This window comes from Dickeya sp. Secpp 1600 (assembly GCF_003049805.1).
In the GTDB taxonomy this organism is placed as follows: Bacteria; Pseudomonadota; Gammaproteobacteria; order Enterobacterales; family Enterobacteriaceae; genus Dickeya; species Dickeya fangzhongdai.
The window spans coordinates 3,800,529-3,827,287 of sequence record NZ_CP023484.1; the positions used below are offsets into that span (position 1 = coordinate 3,800,529).

The 26,759-nt window shown below is 59.8% G+C and carries 21 protein-coding genes and 1 pseudogene; 8 read left to right on the forward strand and 14 right to left on the reverse strand.

Going from position 1 to position 26,759, the window contains the following annotated elements; all coding sequences use genetic code 11:
* The first annotated feature begins 244 nt into the window (after positions 1-244).
* Positions 245-679, forward strand: coding sequence for a DoxX family protein (locus CPA59_RS16880; RefSeq protein ID WP_042860738.1), 435 nt, complete (start codon positions 245-247; stop codon positions 677-679).
* A gap of 87 nt (positions 680-766) precedes the next feature.
* Here CPA59_RS16880 and CPA59_RS16885 read toward each other — a convergent pair.
* The 7 genes and pseudogenes from CPA59_RS16885 to dgt all read right to left on the reverse strand — a co-directional run.
* Positions 767-1,720: pseudogene (locus CPA59_RS16885) on the reverse strand (sulfate/molybdate ABC transporter ATP-binding protein); the annotation flags it as partial.
* A complete protein-coding gene (cysW, locus tag CPA59_RS16890; RefSeq protein ID WP_107760165.1) occupies positions 1,710-2,594 on the reverse strand; it encodes a sulfate ABC transporter permease subunit CysW in 885 nt (294 codons plus the stop codon). The pseudogene CPA59_RS16885 and the gene cysW, both read right to left, overlap by 11 nt.
* A gap of 9 nt (positions 2,595-2,603) precedes the next feature.
* A complete protein-coding gene (gene cysT / locus CPA59_RS16895; protein ID WP_038919903.1) occupies positions 2,604-3,416 on the reverse strand; it encodes a sulfate ABC transporter permease subunit CysT in 813 nt (270 codons plus the stop codon).
* A 97-nt stretch (positions 3,417-3,513) separates the two neighbouring features.
* Positions 3,514-4,524: a sulfate ABC transporter substrate-binding protein gene (locus CPA59_RS16900; protein ID WP_107760167.1), complete on the reverse strand. Its 1,011-nt coding sequence runs from the start codon at positions 4,522-4,524 to the stop codon at positions 3,514-3,516.
* A 286-nt stretch (positions 4,525-4,810) separates the two neighbouring features.
* Complete coding sequence (locus CPA59_RS16905; protein ID WP_038666661.1) at positions 4,811-5,968, reverse strand: CdaR family transcriptional regulator; 1,158 nt, start codon at positions 5,966-5,968, stop codon at positions 4,811-4,813.
* Between the two features lie 173 nt (positions 5,969-6,141).
* A complete protein-coding gene (gene degP, locus CPA59_RS16910; protein WP_107760169.1) occupies positions 6,142-7,590 on the reverse strand; it encodes a serine endoprotease DegP in 1,449 nt (482 codons plus the stop codon).
* A gap of 164 nt (positions 7,591-7,754) precedes the next feature.
* A complete protein-coding gene (dgt, locus tag CPA59_RS16915; RefSeq protein WP_100849989.1) occupies positions 7,755-9,272 on the reverse strand; it encodes a dGTPase in 1,518 nt (505 codons plus the stop codon).
* A 313-nt stretch (positions 9,273-9,585) separates the two neighbouring features.
* Here dgt and mtnN point away from each other — a divergent pair, with 313 nt between their 5' ends.
* Together mtnN and btuF are read left to right on the forward strand one after the other, a co-directional pair.
* Positions 9,586-10,287 (forward strand): 5'-methylthioadenosine/S-adenosylhomocysteine nucleosidase, encoded by a 702-nt coding sequence (mtnN, locus tag CPA59_RS16920; RefSeq protein ID WP_038919907.1) that lies wholly within the window; start codon positions 9,586-9,588, stop codon positions 10,285-10,287.
* Positions 10,288-10,337: 50 nt separating this feature from the next.
* Positions 10,338-11,156, forward strand: a complete 819-nt coding sequence (gene btuF, locus CPA59_RS16925) for a vitamin B12 ABC transporter substrate-binding protein BtuF (RefSeq protein ID WP_038919908.1) — start codon at positions 10,338-10,340, stop codon at positions 11,154-11,156.
* A 72-nt stretch (positions 11,157-11,228) separates the two neighbouring features.
* Here the strand turns inward: btuF and erpA are convergent, their stop codons facing one another.
* On the reverse strand, positions 11,229-11,573 hold the full coding sequence (gene erpA, locus CPA59_RS16930; protein WP_038666648.1) for an iron-sulfur cluster insertion protein ErpA: 345 nt from the start codon (positions 11,571-11,573) through the stop codon (positions 11,229-11,231).
* Positions 11,574-11,653: 80 nt separating this feature from the next.
* On the reverse strand, positions 11,654-13,051 hold the full coding sequence (gene clcA / locus CPA59_RS16935; protein WP_049853584.1) for a H(+)/Cl(-) exchange transporter ClcA: 1,398 nt from the start codon (positions 13,049-13,051) through the stop codon (positions 11,654-11,656).
* A 178-nt stretch (positions 13,052-13,229) separates the two neighbouring features.
* Between clcA and hemL the strand changes: the two genes are divergently transcribed.
* Positions 13,230-14,510, forward strand: coding sequence for a glutamate-1-semialdehyde 2,1-aminomutase (gene hemL, locus CPA59_RS16940; protein WP_038919910.1), 1,281 nt, complete (start codon positions 13,230-13,232; stop codon positions 14,508-14,510).
* Positions 14,511-14,580: 70 nt separating this feature from the next.
* Here the strand turns inward: hemL and fhuB are convergent, their stop codons facing one another.
* From fhuB to hrpB, 5 genes are all read right to left on the reverse strand, one after another.
* A complete protein-coding gene (fhuB, locus tag CPA59_RS16945) occupies positions 14,581-16,596 on the reverse strand; it encodes a Fe(3+)-hydroxamate ABC transporter permease FhuB (RefSeq protein WP_107760171.1) in 2,016 nt (671 codons plus the stop codon).
* A complete protein-coding gene (gene fhuD / locus CPA59_RS16950; protein ID WP_107760173.1) occupies positions 16,593-17,504 on the reverse strand; it encodes a Fe(3+)-hydroxamate ABC transporter substrate-binding protein FhuD in 912 nt (303 codons plus the stop codon). The genes fhuB and fhuD overlap by 4 nt, the downstream gene beginning before the upstream one ends.
* Positions 17,505-17,515: 11 nt before the next feature.
* Entirely contained in the window at positions 17,516-18,313 is a 798-nt protein-coding gene (gene fhuC, locus CPA59_RS16955) for a Fe3+-hydroxamate ABC transporter ATP-binding protein FhuC (protein WP_038669366.1), read from the reverse strand.
* A gap of 232 nt (positions 18,314-18,545) precedes the next feature.
* Entirely contained in the window at positions 18,546-21,047 is a 2,502-nt protein-coding gene (gene mrcB, locus CPA59_RS16960; RefSeq protein WP_038919912.1) for a bifunctional glycosyl transferase/transpeptidase, read from the reverse strand.
* A 104-nt stretch (positions 21,048-21,151) separates the two neighbouring features.
* Positions 21,152-23,593: an ATP-dependent helicase HrpB gene (hrpB, locus tag CPA59_RS16965; RefSeq protein WP_107760176.1), complete on the reverse strand. Its 2,442-nt coding sequence runs from the start codon at positions 23,591-23,593 to the stop codon at positions 21,152-21,154.
* Between the two features lie 213 nt (positions 23,594-23,806).
* Here hrpB and thpR point away from each other — a divergent pair, with 213 nt between their 5' ends.
* The 4 genes from thpR to gluQRS all read left to right on the forward strand — a co-directional run bounded on the left by thpR (position 23,807) and on the right by gluQRS (position 26,700).
* A complete protein-coding gene (thpR, locus tag CPA59_RS16970) occupies positions 23,807-24,340 on the forward strand; it encodes an RNA 2',3'-cyclic phosphodiesterase (protein ID WP_049853587.1) in 534 nt (177 codons plus the stop codon).
* Between the two features lie 12 nt (positions 24,341-24,352).
* Positions 24,353-25,054 (forward strand): DNA/RNA nuclease SfsA, encoded by a 702-nt coding sequence (sfsA, locus tag CPA59_RS16975; RefSeq protein WP_038919914.1) that lies wholly within the window; start codon positions 24,353-24,355, stop codon positions 25,052-25,054.
* Between the two features lie 189 nt (positions 25,055-25,243).
* Positions 25,244-25,699, forward strand: a complete 456-nt coding sequence (dksA, locus tag CPA59_RS16980) for an RNA polymerase-binding protein DksA (protein ID WP_012768782.1) — start codon at positions 25,244-25,246, stop codon at positions 25,697-25,699.
* 92 nt (positions 25,700-25,791) lie between these two features.
* Entirely contained in the window at positions 25,792-26,700 is a 909-nt protein-coding gene (gene gluQRS, locus CPA59_RS16985; protein WP_107760178.1) for a tRNA glutamyl-Q(34) synthetase GluQRS, read from the forward strand.
* Positions 26,701-26,759 lie beyond the last annotated feature (59 nt).

A 26,759-nucleotide genomic window follows, 5' to 3' on the forward strand; every position in this document is an offset into this window, starting at 1 on the left:
TGCCGTTTTCTTTTAATTTCTGTTCCGATCACCTTCAGATTGTCCTCTCGTTACGAATAGCGCACTTTATCGCCACCCGCATTCAAACACCCGCCAGGCCGTATCCGCTCTCGCAATGTTCAAAAACTCACCGCGTATCACGCAAAATTTTTGATAAGGAACGTCAAATGTATTGGTTTTTTATTCCGTCGCCAAAAGACGACACTAGCATCGTAATAAAACGCATTCTTATAAGGGTAAGACGATGATAGCCAAAGCCAATAAATTCTTTACCGGTTTAACCGACCATCCGGACGGCGGCAAACTGTTGCTGCGTTTGACCGTCGGTATTCTGCTGCTGTTTCACGGCGTCGCCAAAATCGAAAACGGCGTGGGTTGGATCGCCGGCATGCTGGCGCAGCACGGTCTGCCCGGCTTTATCGCCTACGGCGCCTACATCGGCGAAGTACTCGCCCCCATCCTGATTGTTTTGGGCGTATTGACCCGTATCTCTGCGGCCGTGGTGGCGTTTAACCTGCTGGTCGCGACATTGCTGGTCACCATGGGCAAATTATTCACCATCACCAATGTGGGCGCATGGGGGCTGGAAGGGGAAGCGTTCTACTTCCTGTGCAGTCTGGTGATTATGCTGGTGGGCAGCGGCCGTTACTCCGTGGTTTCTAACGAAGACTACCGTTAATCTCCGTATGCTCTTGAAAAAAACGCCCTTGCGGGCGTTTTTTTATGGTCAGATTTCCCAGTCGTGGTTATAGCGTTTCGGCTTGAACTGTACGACATCGCCGCGGTGCAACCCGGCCAGCACCTCGTCATCATGCGCCACTTCCGCTTCAATCAATTCATTGTTGCCGTCAACCTTCAGCACCAGCCGCGTCAGTGCGCCCAGAGGACGGATATCCTTGACCACCACCGGCTGGAAGTCAGCCTGCGTCTGCTTCGACAACGCCACCTCGTGCGGACGGAACTGAATCGTCTGATCATGACCAGCCAGTTTCAATCGGTTGCTGTCACCCAGGAAGTTGTAGACAAACTCGGTGGCCGGGCGGTTATACACCTCATCAGGCGTGCCAATCTGCTCGATGACGCCCTTGTTCATCAACACGATGCGGTCCGCCACCTCCATAGCTTCTTCCTGATCATGGGTGACAAACACCGATGTCAGGTTAATTTCTTCATGCAGACGCGACAGCCAGCGGCGCAGTTCTTTACGCACCTTGGCGTCCAGCGCGCCGAACGGCTCGTCCAGCAATAAAATGCGCGGCTCCACAATCAGCGCCCGCGCCAGGGCGATACGCTGGCGCTGACCGCCGGATAACTGCTCTGGGTAGCGATCCGCCAGCCATTCCAGTTGCACCATATTCAGCAGTTCGCGCACCTTGCTTTCGATATCCCGCTTTGACGGCCGTATCGCTTTCGGTTTCATGCGCAGCCCAAACGCCACGTTATCGAACACCGTCATATGCCGGAACAGCGCATAGTGCTGGAAAACAAAGCCGACATGACGATCGCGCACATCGTGTCCCGACACATCTTCGCCGTGGAACACAATGCTGCCGCTGTCCGGCGTTTCCAGGCCGGCGATAATGCGCAACAGCGTGGTTTTGCCGCAACCGGACGGCCCCAGCAGCGCCACCAGTTCGCCGCTCTGGATCGATAAATTGATCTGATTGAGGGCCCGGAACTGACCAAACTGTTTGTTAACGTTGTGAACCTCAATGCTCATTACCGGTCAGCTCCTGTTGTTTCTCTTGTTGTTTCGACAAATGCGCTTCGCTCCACTGGCGCAGCAACAGCACCACCAGCGACATCACCAGCAGCAGAATCGCCACGCTGAACGCAGCGACAATGTTGTATTCGTTGTAAAGAATCTCGATATGCAGCGGCAAGGTATTGGTCAGGCCGCGAATATGACCGGACACCACCGACACGGCGCCAAACTCGCCCATCGCGCGGGCGGTACACAGCACTACGCCGTAAATCAGCGCCCATTTCACATTCGGCAATGTGATGTGCCAGAACATCTGCCAGCCGTTCGCGCCCAACAGTCTGGCCGCCTCCTCTTCCTGACTGCCCTGCTGCTCCATCAGCGGAATCAGCTCGCGCGCCACATACGGCAGGGTGACAAACATGGTCGCCAGCACGATGCCGGGCACCGCATAGACGATTTCCAGATTATGTTCGGTCAGGAATGGATACAGCTTGCTCTGGGCGCCAAACAGCAGCACATACATCAGGCCGGTTACCACCGGCGACACGGAAAACGGCAGGTCCAGCAGTGCCAGCAGCAGCGATTTGCCGCGGAATTCGAACTTGGTGACGCTCCAGGCGATCGCCAACCCGAATACCATATTCAGCGGCACTGAAATGACCGTCGCCAGCAGCGTCAGCTTGAGCGCGGACACCGCATCCGGTTCGGTGATCGCATGCCAGAACGCGCCGATACCGTTATGCAATCCCTGGGTTACCACCATGATCAGCGGCAATACCAGAATCAGTAAAAACACCGCCCACGCCAGCGTGGTGAGCACATAAAAGGTAACAGGGCGCCTGACGGAGGACGGACGCACCGTCACAGGCGTAGAAATACTGTGATCCATGCTCATCCTTTATAACTTCGGTTGAATGCGCCGTTGCAGCAGGTTAATCAGCAACAGCATGATGAAAGAGACAACCAGCATGAACACGCCGATACCGGTCGCGCCCTTGTAATCGTACTGGTCCAGTTTGGAAACAATCAGCAGCGGCAGGATTTCCGTCTTGAACGGAATGTTGCCGGCAATAAACACCACCGAGCCATACTCCCCCACGCCGCGAGCGAATGCCAGCGCGAAACCGGTAAGCCAGGCGGGCAGAATCGCCGGCAGCAGGACATGGCGGAAGGTCTGCCACGGGTTGGCGCCCAGACAGGCGGATGCTTCTTCCACTTCTTTGGGAATATCGGCCAACACCGGCTGCAGCGTGCGCACCACAAACGGTAGCGTGACGAAAATCAGCGCCAGCGTGATGCCAATCCCCGTGTAGGCGATACGAAAAGGAAACAGCGAGCCGATCAGCCCGTTCGGCGCATACAGCGACGTTAGCGCAATCCCCGCCACGGCGGTAGGCAAGGCAAACGGCATATCGATCATCGCATCGATAATCTTCCTGCCGGGAAAGGTATAACGCACCAGCACCCAGGCCAGCAACGTCCCCAGAACGCCGTTGATGAATGCCGCCGTCAGCGCGGAACCAAAGGATAATTGCAGGGAAAACAGCACCTGGCGACTGGTGATCAGTTCCCAGAACTGGGTCAGCGTCAACTGACTGGCGTACAGAAACATGGCCGCCAGCGGGATTAGGACAAGTAGCCCCAGATAGCTAAGGCTAAAGCCCAGAGTCAGACCAAAACCGGGAATGACCGGTGAAATACGTCGCGACATAACAAGCCTTTCAATGATGAAACACGGATTGCCGACTCAGACAACCAACGTGGCAAAACCGCCCCGATGGGGGCGGTTTTAACGCTCAGAATACAACTTATTTATTAATCTGTTTGAAGATAGCGTCGAACACCCCGCCATCATCGAAGAATTTAGGCTGCGCGCTTTTCCAGCCGCCGAACTCTTCATCGATCGTCACCAGTTTCACCGGCGCAAACTGAGACTTAAATTCCTCAGCGATTTTGGCGTTGCGCGGGCGATAGAAGTTTTGTGCGATGATACGCTGCCCTTCGTCGCTGTAGAGGTAGTTCAGATAAGCTTCCGCCTGTTTACGCGTCCCCTTGCGCTCCACCACTTTGTCGACCACCGCTACCGGCGGCTCCGCCAGAATGGACAGAGACGGCGTGACGATTTCCAGTTGGTCGCCGCCCTGCTCTTTCAGCGACAGATACGCCTCGTTTTCCCAGGCAATCAGCACATCGCCCAGTTGGCGCTGGACAAAGCTGATGGTTGCGCCACGCGCGCCGGTGTCCAGCACTGGCGCATGCTTGTAGAGTTCGGTCACGAATTTCTGCGCGCTTTCATCGGTTCCGCCCGGCAGATGCTTGGCATAAGCCCAGGCCGCCAGGAAGTTCCAGCGGGCGCCGCCGGAGGTTTTCGGGTTCGGCGTGATGACCTGCACGTCAGATTTAATCAGGTCGTCCCAATCCTTGATATGTTTCGGGTTGCCTTTGCGTACCAGAAATACAATGGTGGAGGTATAAGGCGTGCTGTTGTCCGGCAGACGCGCCTGCCATTTAGGGTCGATCAGCGGCTGATTGAGATTGAGCGCATCGATATCGCCCGCCAGCGCCAGCGTCACAACATCCGCCTGCAGCCCGTCGATCACGGAGCGAGCCTGCTTGCCTGAACCGCCGTGGGAGTTTTTGACGGAAATCGTTTCGCCGGTGGTTTCTTTCCAGTGTTTGATAAACGCCGCGTTATATTGCTGGTAAAATTCGCGGGTTGGATCGTAAGACACATTCAGCAGTTCCGTGGCAGCCGAAGCCATACCCGAAAATAACAACGCGGCAGTAGCCAGCGACCATCCCAAACGACGCATTGACATTATTATTACTCCCCTCAAAGTCTGCCCGTTGCCTGCGCGAGCGTTCAAAAGAGCCCCAGAGTCCGGCGGCCTGTCATCATGCAACCGGAACAGCGGCTAAACGACGCAACTGTATCCGGTTTTATCTATGGAAGGGACAATAGTGGATAAGGCGGGAGGGAAAAAATACTGTTTCGAGATAATTTATGCTCTCGGGTTATATTATTGGCGGCTTAACAGTGCATTTGAATCTAAGGTAAGCGGCAGGCCAACCGCCCGCCGCTTCTCGTCGTCATCGACACGAGCATTACTGCTCTTCATCCAGTTGCAGCGCGACATACAGCAACAGCCGATCGTCAAAGTTGCCCAGATCCAGTCCGGTCAGTTCGGATATACGGTTTAACCGGTATTCCAGCGTATTGCGATGTACAAACAGCGCCTTGGCGGTCGCTCCCGGCTGCACATTGTTGCGAAACCAGGCGTTAAGGGTACGGCGCAACAGGCCATTGCTGTCCATCGCCTTCAGCCTGGCCAGCGGACGCACCAGTTCGTTGGCCTGCCAGCCGCCGCGCAGACTATCGAGCAGCACCGGCAGCATCAGATCCTGATAGAAGTAACTGCGCTGCGCCGGCATTCGCTGTTTGCCGACGCTCATGGTGGTTCGGGCGGTACGATAGGAACGCGCGATGCTGCCGGGACCGGTGAAATAGTTGCCCAGCGCCACCCGTACCCGTAACCGGCTGCTCTCTTCCATACGCGACAACAGCGTGTCGACGCGGCGACGATGCTCTTCCGCATCCCAGCGGCCGTGGTTGTTCAGCGCTGGTTTCAGCACCACCATCTCCGTCAGCGAGACAATCGCAATCAGATTGTTGCGCTCCGGCGTCGTCAGCAACGTCTGCAATTGCTGTAATTCGGCCATCGCGCTGTCCACCCCTAGCTGACCGCTATCGACCTCCACTACCGCCGCCACACGCGGCTGATTGAGGTCGATGCCGAGGCGCTGCGCCCATTCCATCAGCGCCGGCGACAGATCATCGGTACGGATCAGGTTCAGCACCAGTTCTTCCCGCAAACGGCTGTCCTGCGCCAGCATGTGCAGCAATCGCGCCTGCTCCAGCATCATCTCGGCCGTCATGCACACCAGTTCGCCGTACTGGCGCAACTGACCAGGGTTGCCGGTCAGGCCAATCACGCCGACGATTTCGCCGTCGATTTTCAGCGGCAGGTTGATGCCCGGCCGGACGCCGTGCAGATGCCGCGCCACCGCATCATCAATATCCACCACCCGTCCCTGCGACAGCACCAGCAGCGCGCCTTCATGCAATTCCCCAATACGTTCCCGATCGCCGCTGCCGATAATCCGCCCACGCGCATCCATCACATTGATATTACTATCAATGATTTTCATGGTGCGCGCGACGATCTCCTGTGCCAGTTTGTTATTCAGGTGGTATGACGCCATTTCAACCTCAAGGGATAGAGACAACCGCACCAGCATAGCGCCGGGTATCGCGTCATACATTGTGCAAATGAACAAAAACCGGGGAATCACACAGAATCTGTGGAAGAACTCACAAAACAGGCGGGAAATGGCATGACCGGATGTCGAAGCGCCCGGTCATGCCCATAGTCAGGTTATTGAATCAACAGGTAGAGATCGCTGTTGCCGCGTCGAATGCTCAGCGCCAGCACCGGAGGTTTACTGTCGATGATTTTGCGCAGCTCGCCAATATTTTCTACCGGCTGCTGGTTCACGCCGAGGATGACGTCATCAGGCTTCAGGCCGATTTTCGCCGCCGCGGAATCCGGTTTCACCTTATCAACCTTGATGCCCTTCTGACCGTTGATCTGGGTATTGCTCAACTCAGCCCCTTCGATCGCGGAATTCAGGTTGCCGGACGACACCTGCGATTGCGTGCTCTGTTGCAGGGTCACCTCCACCGTCACCGGTTTCCCTTCACGAATCAGCCCCAGCGCCAGTTTGCTGCCCACCGGCAGCGACCCAATCTGGGCACGCAGGGCAGAGAAGCTACTGATAGGCTTGCCGTTCATCGACACAATCACATCGCCGGCCTTGATACCGGCTCTGGCGGCGGCGGAATCCGGCTGCACCTGGCTAACGAACGCCCCGCGCTGGGCATCCACTTTCATGGCTTTAGCGATATCGGAATTCAGCTCAGTGCCCAAAATCCCCAGTTCGCCGCGTTTGACCTCACCGTATTCGACAATCTGGCTGACCAGGTTTTTCACGATATTACTGGGAATGGCGAAACCGATGCCGATGTTGCCGCCGCCCGGCGCGAGGATCGCGGTATTCAGGCCAATCAGTTCGCCATTCAGGTTGACCAGCGCGCCGCCGGAGTTACCGCGGTTGATGGCGGCGTCGGTCTGGATAAAGTCTTCATAGTTTTCAATATTCAACCCGCTGCGACCCAGCGCGGAGATAATCCCGGAGGTAGCGGTTTCCCCCAGCCCATAAGGGTTGCCGATCGCCACCGCGTAATCCCCCACGCGGAGTTGATCGGAGTCCGCCATCTTAATTTCGGTCAGGTTACGGAAATCCTTCAATTGGATCAGCGCCACATCCGAGCGTGGATCCTTACCGATGACCTTGGCGTCGAACTTGCGGCCGTCACTGAGGCGAACCTGAATCTTGTCGGCGTTTTCCACTACGTGGTTGTTGGTCACCACATACCCTTTGGCCGCATTGATAACCACCCCGGCGCCCAGCGCCTGGAATGCCTGCTGCGGCGCGCCGTCCCCATCGCTCTCGTCATCGTCTCCTTCGCCCTGACACATCGGCGAAGACTGGAAAGGCGAGCCTTCCTGACAGAAGGGCGAGTTTTCGCCGAAGAAAGGCTGCATTTGCGGCAGTGCGCTGGCGCCGCGGCTGGCGGTGGTATGTCCTTCAACAGAAATATTGACCACCGACGGCATCACCTTTTCCAGCATCGGCGCCAGGCTCGGCAACTGCGCGCCGGACGCAGACACCGATTCTGCGGCGGCGGCGGTACCCGGCAGCGTCCCCACGGCCATCGCCAGACTTAATGCCAGCGCGCTCAGCATCAACGATTTTCTTTTCATAGCGATATGTCTCACATTCAGTCAACGTGCAAACTCTGACGGCTACCTTCAGCGGTCAGGTGGAATGAAATCACTATGCGCAGCAGCGCACGCTCTGTGCAAGATGGTGAAGAGTAAGGAAATATTGACCGTATTTACAAAACATTCCCTCTCGTCAACCGCTCTCAATCCACCGCCATCAGCCGACGGTATTCATCGTAGGCGTATAAGTCGGTCATCCCGCTGATGTAATCGAGAATCAGCCGGGCGCGGTAGTAATACTCCCACACCTCCTGTTCGGCGTCGGCTAATGCCGACAAGGCGCAAGTCGCCTCGCGGTAGGCGTGGCAATGCTTACTGGAAAGCTTGTGGTACAACCGGGTTTCGATCGGATAGCGCTTGTGGGTATCGTCATTCACCAACTGGCAAAAATCGCGGTACGGCATGTTCAGCAACGGACTGTAGATCTCCAGCAGGCCGCTGATGATGCGATCGCCCTGCAGTTCCAGTTGTTCAACTTCGTGGTGATTAAAAACGAACTTTCTGGCGACATCTTTAAAGATCTTTAATAACCGCCCGTAGTCGTCCTTGTCCTCTTCCAGCAACGAACGGTTAAAGCTACCGTCATAAATCGCCGGCAAGTGCTCAATAAAACGCCGCGTCACGTATCCCACCATCGTGTTGACCGTGTTCACACGCAGTTTCATGAAAAACTGGTCACTCTCGCTACGCCCTTGCATATGCTGCCGTTCGGTGTACGCCCGTTCGATAGTACGGCTGAACACGTCCTTCTCCGCCCGCGCTCCCCAGGCGTCCTCCAGCCGCTCGTACAGTTGCTGGTAAGTCACGATCTTCTTCTCCACCGCATCTTCCAGATCGGCGATGCAATAGGAGATATCATCCGCCGCTTCCATAATGTAGGTCAGCGGATGACGGTGAAACTCGCCCATCCCCAGCTCGCTGCGCAGTTGCCGGACAAACGCCTCTTCCGACAGGTAAAACCCGGCTTTTTTCATCAGGTAGCTGTAATCGGGCGGGATGGGCTGCGCCCAATAGGCGGGTTTGGTGTATTTCAAAATGCAGCCGACCTGGGCATAGGTCAGATTAAGCTTGAGCAGCGAATGCACTAAGCGGATCGCCTGGGCATTGCCTTCGAAATTGCTCAGATCATGGCGGATACGGCTACGCAGCGCATTCAGTTCCGCGTCTCCCTCGTCATCCAGCCGCAGGCAGGCCACCTGACAGGGATCTTCGCTGGCGCCCGGCGGTTTACCTTCCGGCGCCAGCCGCTGGCTGAACCAATTATTGATCGCCGCCTCGCCGAAATGCCCGAACGGCGGATTGCCGATGTCATGCATCAGGCAGGCCATTTCGATCAGACTTTCAAACGGCGTTTCCAGCGTTGCCAGCCCCAGCGCGCCCAATTGCCCGTTTTTGCGCAGTTGCCCGAGGATTTCCTTGGCGATATAGCGCCCGACCTGCTGCACCTCCATCGAGTGCGTCAGACGGGAACGTACGGCGGCGTTGCGCTCCAACGGGAAAACCTGGGTTTTTTGCTGTAGCCGACGGATGGCGGCGGAATTGATGATACGCCCGCGGTCGCTTTCGAACTCCCTCTCGATGGCGTAGGCATCTTTTTTGTCTTTCGGTTTACTGAAAGGCCGCTGAAAACTGATTTTCTTCGAAAAATCGATATCAGACATACTGCTCTCCATGTAATGCCCTGATTAGGCGGTGCCCCGCGCCTGAACGTCGTACCGCGGGCGTTGATGCCAACAGGCGGGGCGCCAACTCAGTCATAGCACGTCCCCGGCGGGGGCACAATCGCTGCACGGCCTAAGCCGTGATAGACTAGAGGGTGTTGACAAACAGCCGGTTGGTTTGGCGGACGGGGATATCTGTCTGAATCAGTGAATGATTTCATGCGGGATAAACGGTGTCATTAATTAAGGTGTTTGTCAGCAATCTGCCAGACGGCATATTTTTGTTATTTCGGACAAATCGGTGGGGAACCCTATGAAAGTTGGCATTATTGGCGCAATGGAACAAGAAGTGACGCTGTTGAGAGAACAGATCCAGAACCGCCAGACCTTCCAGCGCGCGGGCTGCGAGATCTACAGCGGCCAGTTGCACGGCGTGGAGATCGCGCTGCTGAAATCCGGCATCGGCAAAGTATCGGCCGCGCTGGGCACCACGCTGCTGCTGGAACACTGCCAGCCGGACGTGGTGATCAATACCGGTTCCGCCGGCGGTCTGGCGTCTTCACTCAAGGTGGGCGATATCGTGGTGTCCGACGAAGTGCGCTACCACGACGCCGATGTTACCGCATTTGGCTACGAACCCGGCCAGATGGCGGGTTGCCCGGCCTCGTTTACCGCCGATGAAAAACTGATCGCGCTGGCGCAGGGCGCCATCGGCCAGTTGCAGTTGAACGCCGTTCGCGGGCTGGTGGTGAGCGGCGACGCCTTTATCAACGGTAAAGAGCCGCTGGCGCGTATCCGTCAGACCTTCCCGCAGGCGATCGCTGTGGAAATGGAGGCCACCGCCATCGGCCATGTCTGCCATCAGTTTGGCGTACCGTTTGTGGTCGTGCGCGCCATTTCCGACGTGGCGGATCAGGAATCACACCTCAGCTTTGACGAATTCCTGGCGACCGCCGCCAAACAATCCACCCGCATGGTGGAAACCATGCTGCAGTCACTGGCGCAACAGCGCTAATCCATCCCAAACCGGGGTCACGGCCCCGGTAGCTTAACGGGAGACGCTTTTTGAAGCCCTGGTATTTTCACGCTCTGTGCTGTCTGGCGCTGCTGTGGCTCGTCCCCTGTCGGGCGGAGCCGGTGGCGCAGCGCGTCGTCAGTTTGGCGCCGCACGCCACCGAAATGGCGTTTGCCGCCGGGATGGGCGAGCGGCTGGTGGGCGTCAGCGCCTGGTCCAACTATCCGCCCGAAGCCGGGCGCATCGAGCAGGTCGCCAACTGGCAGGGCATCAATCTGGAACGTATTCTGGCGCTGAAACCGGATCTGGTACTGGCCTGGCGAGAGGGCAACGCCCAGCGGCCGCTGGAGCAACTGGCGTCATTCGGCATCCGCATCCTGTACCTCGATCCGGCCACGCTCGACGACATTCCGCGCCAGTTGGAGATGCTGGCGCAGTACAGCCCGCATCCGGAACAGGCGCGGGAAGCGGCGCAGCGATTCCGCCAGCAGCAACAGACGCTGGCGCAGCAGTACGGGCAGAGCACGCCGGTGCGGGTGTTCCTGCAATTCGGCAGTCAGCCGCTATTTACCTCATCGCGCGCGACGCTGCAAAGCCAGGTGGTCAGCCTGTGCGGCGGCGACAACGTATTCGCCGACAGCCCAATGCCCTGGCCGCAGGTGAGCCGCGAGCAGGTTATCCGGCGTCAGCCGCAGGTCATCGTCATCAGCGGGCCGCCCGGCGCGGCGGAGCAGGTTACGGCATTCTGGCGACCGCAACTGAACCCCGAGGTGATCGCAGTCAACGAAGACTGGTTTAGCCGCACCGGCCCGCGGTTGATGCTCGCCGCAGAGCAACTGTGCCGGCAATTCGCCGCATGGCGGCGCTGACGCGCTGTCGGCTACGCATAAAAAAACCCGTGCGCCGGTCAGGCCACGGGTTTTTCTTAACGCCAAATGCCGTCAGATGCTGAAAGAGGAACCGCAGCCGCAGGTGGTTTTCGCGTTCGGGTTGGTCACCACAAAGCGGGAGCCCTCCAGCCCTTCAGTGTAATCCACCGAACCGCCGATCAGATATTGCAGGCTCATCGGGTCGACCACCAGGGATACCCCTTGCTTTTCAATGGTCATATCACCGTCGTTAACCTGATCGTCAAAGGTAAAACCGTACTGGAAGCCGCTACAGCCGCCGCCAGTGATGTAAACCCGAAGTTTCAGTTCCGGATTATCTTCATCAGCAATCAGGAGTTTCACCTTGTTAGCCGCCGCATCCGTAAACTGCAGGGGCAGTGCTACATCATCGCTCATTTTTTTACTCCCAATTCAATACCGGGCGGTATTCAACAGCCCTCGTTATCGTTTTATTATCCAACAGCACCCGGCAACGTTCAAGATTTGATACCGACGTTCGGCGCGACGACGGAGGCTTCCTGCTGCGCCTGACGTGCCAACGTGCGCGCCAGAATACAGGAATAAAGCGGCTTGCCGCCGAGAAACTGCGCCACCAGCGTAGCGCCGAGGCAGGTGATGATCATGGGCAAAATCAGTTGGTAGTTATCGGTCATCTCCAGCACCAGTACGATGCCGGTCAACGGCGCGCGGACAGACGCGGCGAACAGCGCCCCCATGCCCGCTACGGCAAACGTACCTGCCCCCAACTCCCAGGCCGGAAACACATGCGCACACACCATGCCGAACGCCGCGCCCAGCAACGTGCCCAGCGACAGCATCGGTGCAAAGATGCCGCCCGGCGCGCCTGAGCAGAAGCAGAGCAACGTCATGCCCACCCGCGCCAGAAAAATCGTCAGCAACATCCCTACGCCATAGTGTTCCGCCGCCGCAATCGGGATCAGCGCAAAACCGCCGCCGGTCGCGTCGCTGAACGCCAGCGTCATCAGCCCGGACACACCGCCTGCCGCCAGCCCGACCAGCAGAAAACGCGGCATTGAATGGCTGTGGAAACGCAGGAAACGCGCCTGCGCCCCCAGCACCAGCGCATTGAATAAGACCCCCACCGCGCCGAATAAAATACCCAGCAGCAAATACAGCCACAGCGTACCGACCGGCGCGGACGGCAGCCGGCCGACATCGATCACCGCCTGATCGCCCTCCAGCAAGCGATAAACCACACTGGCCATGATCACGCCGATAAACACCGCCTTGATGGAAATCAGGCTGTAACGAAACTGCGGGCGCATCTCCTCAATGATGAACAGAATCCCGGCCAGCGGTGCATTAAAGGCTGCCGATAATCCCGCCGCTGCGCCGGTCGCCAGCAGCGAATGGCGCATTTCCGTTTTCCGCCCCGGGAACAGATCGGCCACCATGCCGCCGATATTGCCGCCCAGTTGCACCGTCGGCCCTTCCCGCCCCAGCACCATGCCTGCGCCCAGCGTACCCATACCGCCGAAGAATTTCACCGGTAACACCCGCCACCAGCGCACCGGGCGCAAATCTTCCAGCGCGCCTTCGATTTCCGGAATGCCGGAACCACCCGCCTCCGGCGCGAACCGCCGTACCAACCAGTAGCCGATCGCCGCCAGCAAGGCTGATATCAGGATACTCAGCGGCCACACCCAATCGCTCGCCGACAAGGCCGACAGCGAAGTCAGCCGCCAATGTTGCACCACATTGACCGCCTGATTGAATCCCACGCCGACCAAACCAACCAGCGTGCCGGTCAGGGCAGCCATCATCAGGATATACACCGGTGTTTTATCGCGGCGAACGAGTTGTCGGATAGCGGCGCTGCGTACCGCGGCCGGTAAAGAAAAGGAAGAAGGCATGACAGCAATATCAGGGTTAGCATGACGGACAAGGCGACCATTCTAGTCCCGTATCCGCCGTCTTGCCCAGCCTGAATCCCGGCCACTGCGGCCTAAAATGTGTCTGACGATTTCATAACGTGGGTCAGATCATTAGAATGGACGCCACTCGCTATGCAAATCCAATCAGGAAGCCGCAATGAATAAATCTGAAAGTCTGTATGCCGCCGCCCGTCAACTGATTCCCGGGGGAGTCAACTCGCCGGTGCGCGCATTTAACGGCGTAGGCGGCGTGCCGCTGTTCATCGAACGTGCGCAAGGCGCCAGACTCTACGACGCGGATGGCAAATCTTATATCGATTATGTCGGCTCCTGGGGGCCGATGATTCTGGGCCACAACCATCCCGCCATTCGTCAGGCGGTGATCGAGGCGGCTGAGCGCGGCCTGAGTTTTGGCGCGCCCACCGAAATGGAAGTCAATATGGCGCGGCTGGTCACGTCGCTGGTGCCGGGCATGGAGATGGTGCGCATGGTTAACTCCGGCACCGAAGCCACCATGAGTGCCATCCGTCTGGCGCGCGGGTTCACCGGCCGCGACAAAATCATCAAATTCGAAGGCTGCTATCACGGCCACGCCGACTGCCTGCTGGTGAAAGCAGGTTCCGGCGCGCTGACGCTGGGGCAACCCAATTCTCCCGGCGTACCGGCCGATTTCGCCCGCCATACCCTGACCTGCACCTACAACGATCTGGCCTCGGTACGCGCCGCGTTCGAACAATACCCGCAGGACATCGCCGCGATTATCGTCGAACCGGTGGCCGGCAACATGAACTGCATTCCGCCGCTGCCGGATTTCCTGCCGGGGCTGCGTGCGCTGTGCGATGAATTCGGCGCGCTGCTGATCATCGATGAAGTGATGACCGGCTTTCGCGTGGCGCTGGGCGGCGCGCAGGCGTACTACGGCGTGCGTCCTGACCTCACCTGCCTCGGCAAGATTATCGGCGGCGGTATGCCGGTGGGCGCGTTTGGCGGCCGCCGCGACGTCATGGAAGCGCTGGCGCCGACCGGTCCGGTGTATCAGGCGGGTACGCTGTCCGGCAACCCGATTGCTATGGCCGCCGGTTTCGCCTGCCTGAGCGAAGTCGCCAAGCCCGGCGTCCACCAGAAACTGACCGAACTGACCACTCAACTGGCGGACGGCCTGCTGGCGGCGGCGAAAACGCAGCGGATCCCGCTGGTGGTGAACCATGTCGGCGCGATGTTCGGGATTTTCTTTACCGATGCCGATCGGGTGACCTGCTATCAGGATGTGGTGAAGTGTGATGTGGAACGGTTCAAACGTTTCTTCCACCTGATGCTGGAAGAAGGCGTCTATCTGGCGCCGTCGGCGTTCGAAGCGGGATTCATGTCGCTGGCGCACAGTCAGCAGGATATTGAGCACACCGTCGACGCCGCCCGTCGCTGCTTCGCCAAACTGTAAGCGCTATCTCCCTGTAAACGCTATCTCCCTGTGCCGGTGGGACCTTCCCCACCGGCTATTCCTTCCCGCTTTACCGTGCCTGACGGCGCAGCAGCCAGATAAAATAGGGCGCGCCAATGAAGGTCGCCAGTAAACCGGCAGGAATCTGATTTGGGAACAACAGCATCCGGCCGCACCAGTCGGCCAGCACCATTAAACCACCGCCGACCAGCGCCGAGCAGGCCAACTGCGGGATCACGCGATTGAACCCCAGCATGCGCGCCATGTGCGGCGCCATCAGCCCGACAAAACTCATCGGCCCCACCGTCATGGTCGCCACCGCCGTTAATACCGCGGCCAGCAACAGAATCAGCAAACGCACCGGCGTCACCGCTACCCCCAACGACCGGGTCGTGGTCACACCCAACGGCAGCATGCGCAGCCAACGCTGACACAGCGGCACCACCAGCAACGCCAGCAGCGCCACCGCCGCAGACGTCATCGCCTGCGCGCCGGTCACCTGATAGGTCGAGCCGGACAGCCAGGTCAGCAGGCTTCCGCCGCGGGGATCGCCGCTGGCCAGCAGCAGGCTGATCAACGTGGTAAACGCGGTGCCCAGCGCAATCCCTACCAGCAGCATGCGTTGCGTCGAAAAACCGCCGCGCCCGGCCACCATCATGATCAGCAGCAGCGTGACCGCCGCCCCGAACGTACCGGCCGGCAGCATCCAGTCCGTGACGTTGCCCGTCACCAGAAACAGCAATGCCACCACGCCAAACGCCGCGCCGGCGCTGATCCCCAGCACTTCCGGACTGCCCATCGGGTTACCGGTTAAACGCTGAATCAGGCTACCGGCCATCGCCAGCATCACACCCGCGGTCAGCGCCGCCGTCACCCGCGGCCAGCGCCAGGGCAACAGCGCCGAGAACTCCTGGCCGCTCGCCCAGTACCAACCGGCGGGTTCGCGCCCCAGAGACAGCGCCACCGCTACCACCGCCAGCAGCAAAACCAGCCCCGCCAACCACCATCCGCCCCAGTTGGCGCGTTCGGTCAGCGCTTTCTGCCCGTCCCGCAGCACCGGCGGCGCGGTAGAGCGCAAACGCGGCAGCAGCCACAACAATAATGGCGCGCCAATCAACGCAGTGGCGGCGCCGGTCGGCACCTCACGCCAGACGCCCGCCAGCCACAGTAAGATCTGATCGGTCAGTGTCAGCAGCAACGCGCCCAATAACGGCGACAGCCACAGACGTTGCCCCAATCGGCGCGCGCCCAGCATTTTCGCCATCAGCGGCGCAAACAGGCCGATAAACCCGATGATGCCGGCGGCGTTGACCCACTGCGCGCTGAGGAAAATCGCCAGCAATAATGTGCCGACGCGGGCTACTGACAGGCTCAGCCCCAGATTGCGGGCAACGCCGTCATCCAGCCCCAGCAACGTCAGCGGACGCGCCAGCAATAGCGTCAACACGACACCGACGACCAGCGCCGGCAGCACCCGCATTACGCTCTGCCAGTCTTGCTGATTGAGCGAACCGCTGCTCCACAGAAACAGGTTGGTCAATTGCTCGTAGTGAAACAGCGCCAGCAGTTGCGTGACGGCGCTGCAATACAAACTCAGCACCAGCCCGGCCAGAATCAACGTGACCGGCGACAGCCGCTTGCCCCAGGCTACGCCAAACACCAGCGCGCCCACCAGCAACGCGCCCGCCATCGCCGCCAGTTGCGACGTCAGCCAGCCGCCGGGCAACGCCCACAGCGTCGCCGCCGTCAGCCCCAACTGCGCGCCGCTCGCCACCCCGAGCGTTGACGGCTCGGCCAGCGGATTGCGCAATACCTGCTGAAACAGCACGCCCACCAGCCCCAGCCCGGCGCCGATCAGCAACGCCAGCGTCAGGCGCGGCAGCAGGCTGTAATGGAACAGCAACTGACGCAGATCGGCGACATCGGGCGACAGCGCGCCCTGCCGCCATAGCGCCAGCGGCAACTGCTGACGCAGATTATAGAACGCCATCAGGATAGCCAGCAGCGACAGCGCCGCCACTACCCCCGCCAGCAAACCGGACTTCGACGCACGCGTTGGCATATTCACGGCATTCTCCACGGTCATGTCAGCCGCTCCATCGCCCCGTCCAGCAGACGGCAGAAACGCATCGCCGACAGGGTGGCGCCATACAGCCAGACAGCCTCGGCACGCTGCCAACGCTGGTCACGAACAAACGGCAGCGACTGCCAGACAGGATTAGCGCTGACCCGCGACATCAACCCATCGTTGCCATGTTCGAAGCAAATGGCATTGGCATGACCGACTGACGCCAGTTGTTCCATGCCAATCACCGTACTGCCCCAGAAATTGGTACTGCCCTGCCAGGCGTTTTCAATGCCAAGCTGATCCAGCACGTCCTGAAACAGGCTGTTTTTTCCCACCACCAGCACATGACGCTCATCCAGCACCGAAAACAGCAACAGCGGACGGCGGGTATAGGGCTGCAATCTGACGCGGGCTTCCGCCATAAACTGATCGAACGCCGTCAGATGACGTTCAGCGGCGGCGTTCATCTCCAAACGTTCCGCCAGCGTCGTCAGCGACTGTCTTGCGACCTGCAACGGCTTACCATTGCCGTCGCTAAACGCAAAGCCCAGTGACGGCGCAATGCGCTCAAGCTGTTCCGCCGCCGGGCCATACCCCGTCGAATAAAGCAGCAGCGAGGGATTAAGCCGCGCCAGCAGTTCGAGGTTGGGTTCGGTGCGCAGGCCGACATCCACCACGCTGGCCGGCAACGCCGGCGCTTGCACCCACAGGCGGTAGTTGTGGATATCCGCCACGCCCATAGGCATGACGCCCAGCGCCATCAATAGTTCTACCGGCAACCATTCCAGCGCCACGATGCGCTGGCTATCCACCGCGGCAGCGTGGGTACTAAAAGGAGAAAACCACGGGGCAACCAGCATTGCCGCCAGCAGACGGCGCCGGAGCGCATCCGGTTTGTTCGGGCTACCCATCATCTTGTTCAGCATACGACACTCATTCAACACACAAAACTGACCGGCGTCCCTTCGACCGGATGGGGCAACACCCCCATCGGGATGCCGTAAATAGCCTGCAGCACCTCCGCCTGCATCAGCGCCTGCGGCGTTCCCTGCGCCACTACCCGCCCCTGACGCAGCGCCACCAGTTCGTCGCAGTAACGCGCCGCCATGTTGATGTCGTGCAACACGGCAATCACCGTAAGACCGCGTTGCTGGCTCATCCGCCGGATCAGCGACAGTACCTCCACCTGATGGGCGATATCCAGCGCCGACGTCGGTTCGTCCAGCAGCAGACAGCGGCTGTCCTGCGCCACGGTCATCGCCAGCCAGGCGCGTTGCCGCTCGCCGCCGGACAGGCTGTCCACCAGTCGGTGGGCAAAGGGCGACAGCCCCACCAGTTCAATGGCGTCATCCACTTTCTGCTGGTCGGCCGGTGCAAAACGCCCCAGCGCGCCGTGCCACGGGTAGCGACCAACCGCCACCAGTTCGCGCACCGTCATGCCGTCGGCGGCGGGCAATTGCTGCGGCAGATAGGCGACCTGGCGGGCGAACGCCTTACCGCCCCATTCCAGCAGCGGTTTTTCCGCCAGCCACGCCGAACCGCCGGAAGGCGCCTGATGGCGTCCCAGCATTTTCAACAGGGTGGATTTGCCGGACCCGTTATGACCGAGCAAGCCGCAGACTTTTCCCGCGGGAAAAGTCAGTGTCAGCGGATGCAGCAGTACCCGGTCAGCCACGGAAAAGCTGACCTCGTTCAGCCGGAAGGTGATCTCCGGCGGCATCATAGCTTTTTGCATCATGAAGTTCGTGCGTTGAAGGTATTCGGTTCGTCCGCCAGTTATCACGGCGGGCGAATATGAAAACGATAATGATTCTTATAAAGATTGAATGATAGGCGTAAGCCGAGGCTATCCGCAACCGATTTAGACACGGGCGCATGAAATACGGGCGCCGGGAAAATAGCGGAGGAAGGAAGGAAAAAAGCACGCCCGGCGAACCGGGCGTGGGTATTGACATATCGTTAGGCGTTTACTGCCCGAACATCTGCTTAATCCAGTCGGGAACGCTGCCGCCTTCCTGCTGATTTTGTTGTGGCTGACCGTTCGGCGAATTGGCCGGCTGCTGCACCGCTTGCTGGCTGGCCTGGCACAACGCCTGCGGGTTATCCGTCCACACCGGCAATGCCCGACCGGCGCTGCCGTTACAGATAAAGTTGCCGCTGCCGTCCACCGTCATGGTGGTAATGCCTTCCGGCGGCGTCAGCATCAGCGGCAACGGCGTCTGGTTTTCCAGATAGCGGCGATAAATAGTCAGCGCGCCGTTGGCGCCGGTCAGTTTCGCCGGGCCATTGTTGTCGCGGCCAACCCAGGTGATCACCACTTCCTTGCCGTCGACGCCGGCAAACCAGCTGTCGCGCAGGTCGTTGGTGGTACCGGTTTTCCCCGCCAGGTGGTAATTACCGAATTTCACCGTCAGCGAACGCGAGGTGCCGCGTTCCACCACCTGTTGCATACCGTACAGCGTCAGGTAGGCGGCCTGTGACGGCACGGCCCGTTCAGCCTGCGGGAAGCTCTGATACAGCACTTTGCCGTCTTCGGCGATCACCGAACGCAGCGCAGAGAGCGACGCGCGGTTACCGCCGCTGGCGATAGTCTGGTATTCCTGCGCCACTTCCATCGGCGTCAGGCTGATGGCGCCGAGCAGCATCGCCGGCACCGCCTGAATCTGGTTCTGCGGGATCCCCAGCTTCTGCAATGTATCGCTGACCTGATCCAGACCGACCGCCATCCCCAGATTGACCGTCGGCACGTTGAGCGAGTTCGCCAGCGCGTCCACCAGCATCACCCGACCGCGGAATTCGCGATCGTAGTTTTTCGGTTCCCAAATCGTACCGTTCGGCTGTTTGAGCGAAATCGGCTCATCCGCCAGAATGGTGTTGAGGCGATAGCGATCCGGCATGCTGAGCGCCGTCAGGTAAGTAGGCGGTTTCGCCAGCGAACCGACCGAACGGCGCGCCTGCATGGCGCGGTTGAAACCGGCGAACTGCGCGTCGGAACCGCCCACCATCGCCCGAATCTCGCCGCTAAAGCGATCGACAATCACCATCGCCGATTCCAGATCCTTGACGCCGCGCGCCGCACGCAGCGCCGGAATGCCGTCTTCCACCGCTTTTTCCGCCGCATCCTGCGACACCGGATCCAGCGTAGTGAAGATTTTCACCCCGGACAGATCGTTCGCCTTGTCGCCCAACCGCTGTTGCAGTTCCTGGCGCACCATCTGCATGAACGCCGGCTGCGGGCTGATCACCCCGCCTTTCGGCTGAACCCCCAGCGGACGGGCGCTCAGCATGTTGTAAAGATCTTCGTCGATGACCTGCTGGTTCTGCAGCAGTTTCAGCACCAGGTTACGACGCTCCAGCGTCACCTGCGGGTTGCGCCACGGGTTATAGAGCGACGCCCCTTTCACCATCCCCACCAGCATCGCCTGCTGGTCGAGGCTCAGCTCGTTTACCGGCCGCCCGAAATAGTAAAGGCTGGCCAGCGGAAAACCGCGGATCTGATCGTTGCCGCTCTGACCGAGGTACACCTCGTTCAGATACAGCTCCAGAATGCGATCCTTGCTGTAGCGGTAATCCATGATCAACGCCATATAGGCTTCGTTGGCTTTACGCCATAACGAGCGTTCGTTGGTCAGGAACAGGTTTTTCACCAGTTGCTGGGTTAGCGTACTGCCGCCCTGCACCGCCCGCCCCGCCGTCAGGTTGGCGATCAGCGCACGGCCGATGGAGTAGAAACTGATGCCGTCATGCTCGTAGAAATGGCGGTCTTCGGTGGCGATCAGCGTTTGCACCAGCAGGTCGGGAAAACCGGAACGCTGCACAAACAGCCGCTGTTCGCCGTTCGGCGACTGCAACATGGTGATCAGTTTCGGGTCGAGCCGGAAGAAACCGAAATTGCGCTGATTATCCATGTTCTGGATCTGCGATAACCGGTCGCTGCTGAAGATCATTTTGGCGTGGATTTGGCCTTCCTTGCCGTCCGGAAAGTCGAAAGGACGCCGCTGGATTTCGATGCTGTTGGCCTGTACCGTGAATTCGCCCGGCCGGGTAATGCGGCTGACCTCGCGGTATTGCATGCCTTCCAGCAAATTGACCATCTCTTTCTTGCTGTAGGCCATGCCCGGTTCGAGGTTGACCATGCGGCCATACACCGCCGCCGGCAGTTGCCACACTTTGCCGTCGATACGACTGCGAATTTCCCCGTCGAGGTAAACGCCATAAATCGACATCACCACCACGAAAATCAGGAATAGCCGGATCAGCAACCCCAGCCAGCGGCGCTTCTTACGCGGCCGCTTGCTCATGACTTCTTCCTCGTCATCCTCATCGTCGTCATAGTCTTCTTCGTACTCTTCTTCATAATCGTCGTCGTAGTCATCATCCCTGCGACGGCGAGTCGCTTGCCTGCGAGGGGGAGTTTGTCGTGACGCACTACGTTTGCGCCCGATAGGTTCGCGGTCATCCCGAGACATTACAGTGACATCTCCATCAGGTTACTGACGGCCGTCGGATTGCCCGCCGTGGCCGTCTACTCTGTGTCTCCCACGCTGCGCAAGGAAGGGGGAAACATCTGAAATTAGGTATTCTGGTATTTTCTGGTGCGCCGGGTCGGCGCCGTATTCGCCGGATCGTCCGGCCAGACATGCTTGGGATAGCGCCCTTTCATTTCTTTCTGCACTTCCCGGTAGGCGCCGTTCCAGAACGCCGCCAGATCGCGGGTGATCTGCAACGGCCGCATCGCCGGAGACAGCAGTTCCAGCACCAGCGCCACCCGCCCTTCAGCCAGCAACGGGCTGGCCTGTTCGCCGAACATCTCCTGCAGCCGCACCGCCAGCACCGGCGGCTGATCAGCATCATAACGGATCGGCAAGCGACTGCCGCCGGGCACAGTGTAATGGCTGGGCAGCGCGCTATCCAGCCGCTGGCGCTGCGACCAGTCGAGCAAACGCCACAGCGCTTCGCTCAGGTTGATCTGATTAAGCGTGCGACGATCCCGCACGCCGTTGAGCGACGGCAGCAACCATAGCTCCAGCGACACTAGCAGGGCGGCGTCATCCACCGCCGGCCACGCCACCTCCGGCAACCACTGCCGGGCGCACAGCAACCGCTGGCGCAGTTGCAACGCCGGTTCGTCCCAGTTCAACACCGACAGCCCTTGCTCACGCAACCAGTTAAGCATCGCCTGCTGCAACGCCTCGTCCGACGGTTTAGCTAATGGCCGGGACGACAGCGTCAGGCTACCGATCTGCGTTCGCAGGCTGGCGCGCAGGGTACCTTTTTCTTCGTCCCAGTGCATCAGATTCTGTTCTGTCACCAGTTCCGGCCGCTGCCGCGCCAGTTGGTCGATATCAATCGGCAGCGCCAGTAAAATACGGGCGTCGGCGCTGTGCGGGCTTTGCATGAGAACCGGGGCCAGCAGCCATTCCGACGCCGCCAGCGCCTCTTCCGGCGGCAGACTGGCTCCGGACCCGTTCGCCAGTTGATAGCGCCCATCCTGACCACGCCGCCGGGCGATGCGATCCGCGAATCCCGCCGACAACAACCCTGCGGCCAGACGTTCATTCACTTTGCCTGACGTCTTGCCGGCACGGCGCGCCAGCTGTTGCGCCCGGCGCTGCCAGTGGCCGGCGGGACGATGCAGGGCGTCGGACAGATTCGGCGACCCGGCGCGCGGCGGCTCTTCGATGATCGCCGCCAGCAACGCCGCCGTCGCCAGCGCATCCGCATCCTGCCCGGCGGCATGCAACATCGCCGCCAGCCGTGGATCGCTGCCCAGCGCCGCCATCTTACGCCCGTCCGCCGTCAGCCGTTGTTGCGCATCGCGCATGCCCAGTTGCGCCAGCAAACGGTCCGCCGCCAGCAGCGCGGGTTGAGGCGGCGTATCCAGCCAACAGAGCTGCGCGACGTCGTTGCAGCCCCATTGCAGCAGGTCCAGCCGCACCCCGGACAGATCGCTGTGCAGAATTTCCGGCTCGCTTTGCGCCGCCGCGCGTTCAGCCTGCTCGCGGGCGAACAGATGCCAGCACACGCCCGGCTCCAGTCGCCCGGCGCGTCCGGCGCGCTGCACCATCGATGCCTGGCTGATACGCTGCGTCATCAGGCGAGTCAGCCCGGTTTTGACATCAAACAGCGCCACCCGCTCCAGACCACAATCCACCACCACCCGAATACCTTCGATGGTCAGACTGGTTTCCGCGATGTTGGTCGCCAGCACTATTTTGCGCCGCCCGGCGGCGGCCGGCAGAATCGCTTTCTGTTGCTCCGCCAGCGTCAGCGCGCCGTACAGCGGGCAGATATCCGCCTCAGCCGGCACCGCGTTTTCCAGTAGCGTCTGCAACCGTTTGATTTCCGCCACGCCCGGCAAAAATACCAGCAACGAACCGGTTTCGTCCTGCAACAGACGGTAAATGAGCCGGGCCGTCGCCTCCTCCAGCCGCTCCTGCGAGCCAATCGGCTGGTAATGCCGTTCCACCGGCCAGGAGCGCCCTTGCGACGACACGCTGAGCGATTGCGGTAATAAAGAAGAGAGCCGGGAATTATCCAGCGTGGCGGACATGATCAGCAGCTTGAGATCATCGCGCAGCCCCTGCTGGACATCCAGCAGCAGCGCCAGCGCCAGATCGGCCTGCAAACTACGTTCGTGAAATTCGTCCAGCATTACCAGCGAAACGCCATCCAGCGCCGGATCATGTTGCAGCATCCGGGTCAGAATGCCTTCCGTCACCACTTCCAGCCGGGTCTGGCTGCTAACCCGACTTTCCGAACGCATGCGGTAACCGACGGTCTGCCCCGGCGTTTCCCCCAGCCACTCCGCCAGCCGGAAAGCCACGCTTTTAGCCGCCAGCCGACGCGGCTCCAGCATAATAATGCGGCCGGGAAGCCCGCCCTGCTGTAACAGTTGCAACGGCAACCAGGTGGACTTTCCTGCGCCGGTCGGGGCATGCAGCAACACCTGCGGCGCGGTATGCAACGCCTGGATGACGTCATCCAGTACGGCGCTGACGGGGGGTAGACTCACACAACTCTCCGTAATCATGGCTGAATCCGGCGGCACAGCAATACAGCACAACAACTGCACAACACTAGCCGGACGTTATCGAAAGACATTATCTCAATAAATAGAAAAGCGGCGCGCCGGCCGGCGTCTGAACACGGCGAATAGCGGAACGCAACCTTAACTTTATGCGGCGGGCATTGTAGCATCGGAACCCCGCAGAACGGAGAGATTGCCATGACCCCGACCCGCCGCCTGTTTTTTGCCTTGTCGTTGCCGGACGCGATCGGCCAGCAGATCGTACACTGGCGCGCCGCGCAATTCGCTCCCGAAGCCGGGCGTCCGGTGGCGGCAGCCAACCTGCACCTGACGCTGGCATTCCTCGGCGAGGTCAGCGACGCCAAAATGCAGATTTTGCAGACGCTGGCCGGCCGTATCCGCCAGCCGGCGTTTACCCTGACTCTGAACGACGCCGGCCACTGGCCCCGACCTGGCGTGGTGTGGCTCGGTTGTCGTCAGGCGCCGCGAGGATTGCTGCAACTGGCGGATATGTTACGCTCGCAGGCGGCACGTAACGGTTGTTATCAACCCCCTCAGCCGTTTCATCCGCATATCACGCTGCTGCGCGGCGCCACCCGCCCGGTGCCGGTGCCGGCCGCCACGTTCGGCTGGACGGTGCCGGTCGAGCGGTTTTTTCTGTACGAATCGCGCGCCGACGCGGGGCGAACCCATTATCACCCCATCGCCCACTGGCCGCTGCTGACTTCCTGAGAGACATCATTCATGCAATTTTCCCCACGCCTGCAACCCGCCACGCTGCTCAAACGTTACAAACGATTTCTGGCGGATGTGGTGACTCCTGACGGGAAAACCCTGACGCTGCACTGCCCCAATACCGGCGCGATGACCGGCTGCGGCGCACCGGGCGATACCGTCTGGTACTCCACTTCGGATAACCCGAAACGCAAGTACCCCCATACCTGGGAACTGACGCAAACCACGCAGGGACACTGGATCGGCGTAAATACCCTGCGCGCCAATCAGTTGGTGCTTGAGGCGCTGCACGCAGGCCGGCTGGCCGATTTCACAGGTTACACCACTATCCGCGCCGAAGTGCGCTATGGTTCGGAAAACAGCAGGATAGATGTGTTATTGCAGGCAGAGGACCGGGCGGACTGCTATATTGAAGTCAAATCCGTCACATTATTGCAACACGGATGTGGTTACTTTCCCGATGCGGTAACGCTCAGAGGGCAAAAGCATCTGCGGGAACTGCAACAGGTGGCGGCGCAGGGTCGTCGTGCCGTATTGTGTTTCGCCGCGCTGCACTCCGGCATCGACCGGATTTCGCCGGCGCAACACATTGACCGACATTACGCCGAATTATTACAACTATCCCGGCAGCAGGGGGTTGAAATTCTGTGTTACGGTGCCCATATCACCCCTGATGGCATGACGCTGGGGCAATTGTTACCGTTTCAATAACGTGACGACAGCGAGCTAATTCTGCCGCACGTTATGTATTATCTGATGGGATTATGCCGTTTCTCACACTTTGTCAGGCCGGTGTCGGGAATCATTGCCAACCTAACCTCCATCTGTTATTTATAGCGGCCTGTTTTTCCCCCCTGGGGGAGTCGATACTGCGTGTCGTGTTTATGTAGGAGAAGCAACATGCAAGAAGGGCAAAACCGTAAGACATCCTCTCTGAGCATTCTCGCGATTGCCGGAGTGGAGCCGTACCAGGAGAAGCCGGGCGAAGAATACATGAACGACGCTCAGCTGGCTCATTTCAGGCGTATTCTTGAAGCATGGCGCAATCAACTCAGGGACGAAGTCGATCGAACCGTATCGCACATGCAGGATGAAGCCGCTAACTTCCCGGACCCGGTAGACCGTGCCGCGCAGGAAGAAGAATTCAGCCTTGAACTGCGCAACCGCGATCGCGAGCGTAAGCTGATCAAGAAGATTGCCAAAACACTGCAGAAAATCGAAGACGAGGACTTTGGCTATTGCGAGTCCTGCGGCGTGGAAATCGGTATCCGTCGTCTGGAAGCCCGCCCCACCGCCGATTTGTGCATTGACTGCAAAACGCTGGCCGAAATCCGCGAAAAGCAGATGGCCGGATGATATCAGCCCGGCGGGAGAGCAAACGCCCTACCGCCGGGTTTTCGCTTGTTATGACCAGTCAGCATCACCTTCAACCGGCATGATGTCGCCGTATGCCTGAATCACGCCCTTACGTCGGACGTTTTGCGCCCTCTCCGTCTGGCGATCTCCACTTTGGTTCCCTGATTGCCGCACTGGGCAGCTATCTGCAGGCCCGCGCCGGCCGCGGACGCTGGCTGGTGCGTATCGAGGATATCGATCCGCCGCGCGAAGTGCCCGGCGCCGCCGCACGCATTCTCCGCCAACTGGAACAGTATGGCCTGCTCTGGGACGGCGACGTGGTGTACCAGTCCCGCCGCCACGATCTTTACCGCGCGGTGCTGGCCGACCTGCAGCGTCAGGGGAAATGCTACTACTGTACCTGTACCCGGCAACGCATCCAGCAGATTGGCGGCCACTATGACGGTCACTGCCGCGATCGCGGCCTGCCGTCCAATCAGGCGGCGTTGCGCCTGCGCCAGAGCCAGCCGGTTCTCAGCTTTCACGATCGCTTGCGCGGGCAGATTGATGCCGACCCGATGCTGGCGCGAGAAGACTTTATTATCCATCGCCGCGATGGCCTGTTTGCCTACAATCTGGCCGTCGTGGTCGACGACCACGATCAGGGCGTCACCGAAATCGTACGCGGCGCGGACCTGATCGAACCGACGGTGCGCCAGTTATCGCTGTACCACCAGCTGGATTATCCGGCTCCGGCCTACGTACATCTGCCGCTGGCGCTCAATTGCGACGGCAATAAGCTCTCCAAGCAGAACCATGCTCCGGCGCTGCCGGATGGCGATCCTCGGGCCGTGCTGGCACAGGCGCTGGCCTTTTTGCGCCAGCCATTGCCTGCGCACTGGCGGGACCTCGATCGGGACGCGTTGCTCGCGTGGGCCGTCGCGCACTGGTCGCTGGCTACGGTCCCTGTCGAAGCCGCTCTTACATCGCCGGAAATAACATCAGCATTCTCAAAGGGCTGAGGGTGAGCTATGATTAGCCGCTATTTTTTGTTGTGCCGTTAATTTTCCAATGATTATCG

Excerpts from the sequence above, each read along its gene's own strand:
- CPA59_RS16880 (WP_042860738.1), top strand. The coding sequence starts at position 245 with ATGATAGCCAAAGCCAATAAATTCTTTACCGGTTTAACCGACCATCCG.
- cysW (WP_107760165.1), bottom strand. The coding sequence starts at position 2,594 with ATGGATCACAGTATTTCTACGCCTGTGACGGTGCGTCCGTCCTCCGTC.
- cysT (WP_038919903.1), bottom strand. The coding sequence starts at position 3,416 with ATGTCGCGACGTATTTCACCGGTCATTCCCGGTTTTGGTCTGACTCTG.
- CPA59_RS16900 (WP_107760167.1), bottom strand. The coding sequence starts at position 4,524 with ATGTCAATGCGTCGTTTGGGATGGTCGCTGGCTACTGCCGCGTTGTTA.
- CPA59_RS16905 (WP_038666661.1), bottom strand. The coding sequence starts at position 5,968 with ATGGCGTCATACCACCTGAATAACAAACTGGCACAGGAGATCGTCGCG.
- degP (WP_107760169.1), bottom strand. The coding sequence starts at position 7,590 with ATGAAAAGAAAATCGTTGATGCTGAGCGCGCTGGCATTAAGTCTGGCG.
- dgt (WP_100849989.1), bottom strand. The coding sequence starts at position 9,272 with ATGTCTGATATCGATTTTTCGAAGAAAATCAGTTTTCAGCGGCCTTTC.
- mtnN (WP_038919907.1), top strand. The coding sequence starts at position 9,586 with ATGAAAGTTGGCATTATTGGCGCAATGGAACAAGAAGTGACGCTGTTG.
- erpA (WP_038666648.1), bottom strand. The coding sequence starts at position 11,573 with ATGAGCGATGATGTAGCACTGCCCCTGCAGTTTACGGATGCGGCGGCT.
- clcA (WP_049853584.1), bottom strand. The coding sequence starts at position 13,051 with ATGCCTTCTTCCTTTTCTTTACCGGCCGCGGTACGCAGCGCCGCTATC.
- hemL (WP_038919910.1), top strand. The coding sequence starts at position 13,230 with ATGAATAAATCTGAAAGTCTGTATGCCGCCGCCCGTCAACTGATTCCC.
- fhuB (WP_107760171.1), bottom strand. The coding sequence starts at position 16,596 with ATGACCGTGGAGAATGCCGTGAATATGCCAACGCGTGCGTCGAAGTCC.
- fhuD (WP_107760173.1), bottom strand. The coding sequence starts at position 17,504 with ATGCTGAACAAGATGATGGGTAGCCCGAACAAACCGGATGCGCTCCGG.
- fhuC (WP_038669366.1), bottom strand. The coding sequence starts at position 18,313 with ATGCAAAAAGCTATGATGCCGCCGGAGATCACCTTCCGGCTGAACGAG.
- mrcB (WP_038919912.1), bottom strand. The coding sequence starts at position 21,047 with ATGTCTCGGGATGACCGCGAACCTATCGGGCGCAAACGTAGTGCGTCA.
- thpR (WP_049853587.1), top strand. The coding sequence starts at position 23,807 with ATGACCCCGACCCGCCGCCTGTTTTTTGCCTTGTCGTTGCCGGACGCG.
- sfsA (WP_038919914.1), top strand. The coding sequence starts at position 24,353 with ATGCAATTTTCCCCACGCCTGCAACCCGCCACGCTGCTCAAACGTTAC.
- dksA (WP_012768782.1), top strand. The coding sequence starts at position 25,244 with ATGCAAGAAGGGCAAAACCGTAAGACATCCTCTCTGAGCATTCTCGCG.
- gluQRS (WP_107760178.1), top strand. The coding sequence starts at position 25,792 with ATGCCTGAATCACGCCCTTACGTCGGACGTTTTGCGCCCTCTCCGTCT.